The sequence below is a fragment of the Vibrio sp. Vb0937 genome, assembly GCF_033338855.1.
In genome coordinates this window covers 1-1,929 of record NZ_JAWOTK010000093.1, presented here as the reverse complement: position 1 = coordinate 1,929, position 1,929 = coordinate 1, and the positions used below count along the sequence as shown (strand labels likewise).

Genomic DNA, 1,929 nt, shown 5'->3' with positions numbered 1-1,929 from the left:
TCTAGAGATTGAAGAGCGGATTAAAGCGGAAGAAGCGCGTGAAGAGGCGATGCAGGATCTAGAAAATGAGGTTTTCCAGCGTGAGCGAACGCAATTAGAGTTAGCAGAGCGTACCGCTTTGTTACGTTCATTCATCGATGCGTCACCTGATTTGATTTATTACCGTAATGCTGATGGCGTCTTCTCCGGTTGTAACCGAGCGATGGAAGAGTTAACGGGCAAGAAAGAGCATCAACTTGTCGGCTTGAGCCCGTGGGATGTCTACAGTAAAGAAATTGCGCAGCCAATCGTAGATACCGACCAAAAAGTCTTTAGCGACAACCAAGCGATCACTTACGAGCAATGGTTGGAATACCCTGATGGGCGAAAACACTATTTTGAATTGCGCAAAGTACCATTCTATAGCAAAGACGGTCGCCACTTGGGGTTGGTTGGTTTTGGGCGAGACATTACTGAGCGTAAGCGTCACGAAGAATCTCTAGAAAAAGCCAGCAGAGATAAAACGACGTTTATCTCCACAATTAGCCATGAACTTCGCACACCGTTAAACGGCATTGTTGGCTTGAGTCGAATGCTGCTTGATAGCCCGCTGACGGAAGAGCAGCGTAAGCACATGCAGACGATCAACGTGAGTGCGATTACGTTGGGGAATATCTTCAATGACATCATCGATATGGACAAATTCGACCGTCGCAAGCTTGAACTGTTACCTGCGCCATTGAACTTTGAAGACTTTGTCGCCGAGATAGAGAGTATTTCGGCGCTCATGGCGGAACAAAAAGGACTGCGTTTCGACTTAGAACGTTTGAGTGACCTACCAAAAGCGATCGAGGTGGATGCGACCCGTTTACGTCAGGTGATTTGGAACCTAGTCAGCAACGCGATGAAGTTCACCAAAGAAGGTGGCGTTGTGATGACAGTCAGCGCTGATGTCGAAGAAGACTTCGCGACTATCATTATGGAAGTCGAAGACACTGGCATCGGTATTCCTGAAGCTGAACTGGATAAGATTTTTGCTATGTATTATCAAGTTAAGTCGGGCAAAGACAACTTGCATGCGGTAGGTACAGGCATTGGGTTAGCGGTTTCGAAACAGCTGATCAATATGATGGATGGGGACATTACGGTCACAAGTGAAGAAGGCTTTGGTAGTACTTTTACTGTGTCGATTCACGTTCCTATTGTTGAACTCGAAGAGCCGGTAATCGATGCGAAGCGCGACAATGTGCATCTCAACATCTTTATGGTTGAAGACATTGAACTTAACGTGACGGTGGCTAAGTCGCTGCTAGAAAGTTTGGGGCATTCCGTGACGGTCGCGATGACTGGGGAAGAAGCGTTAGTCAACTTTGTGCCGGATCAATACGACCTTGCGCTGTTGGACATTCAACTGCCAGACATGACAGGGTTTGATGTGGCGAAGTACTACCGTGAGCATTATGACCACTTACCTCCGTTGGTGGCGTTAACGGCGAACGTGATGAAAGATCGTCGAGAGTACTTAGAAAATGGAATGGATGACGCAATCAGTAAACCATTAGCTGTGCATGCTATTCAGTCAGTGATAGATAAGTTCTTTGTTGATCGAGTCGATAAACCCGCGGTGATTGTTAAGCCTGAAGTCAAGGAAGAAGCGGCGCCTTCTCCTGTGATTGAGACACATCTACTGGATCTGGATATGCTAGAGTCTTATGTGGATATTGTCGGCGTTAAACCCGTGTACGACAGCATCAAGATGTTTGAAGACATGATGCCAGATTACATTGAGGTATTAGACTCAAACATGACCGCAAAAGATCAGGATGGCATTGTTTCTGAAGCGCATAAAATCAAAGGTGCGGCAGGATCTATTGGTCTTAAACGCATCCAAAGCGTCGCTCAAAAAGCGCAATCCCCGGATATGCCGGCATGGTGGGAAAATATTTCTGA

General features: G+C 46.6%; 1 protein-coding gene. It reads left to right on the top strand.

Translation table 11 applies throughout. The features are described 5' to 3' along the window. Positions 1-1,929, top strand: a 1,929-nt coding sequence (gene arcB / locus R7P67_RS23380) for an aerobic respiration two-component sensor histidine kinase ArcB (protein WP_318086138.1), incomplete at both ends; no start/stop codon positions are given.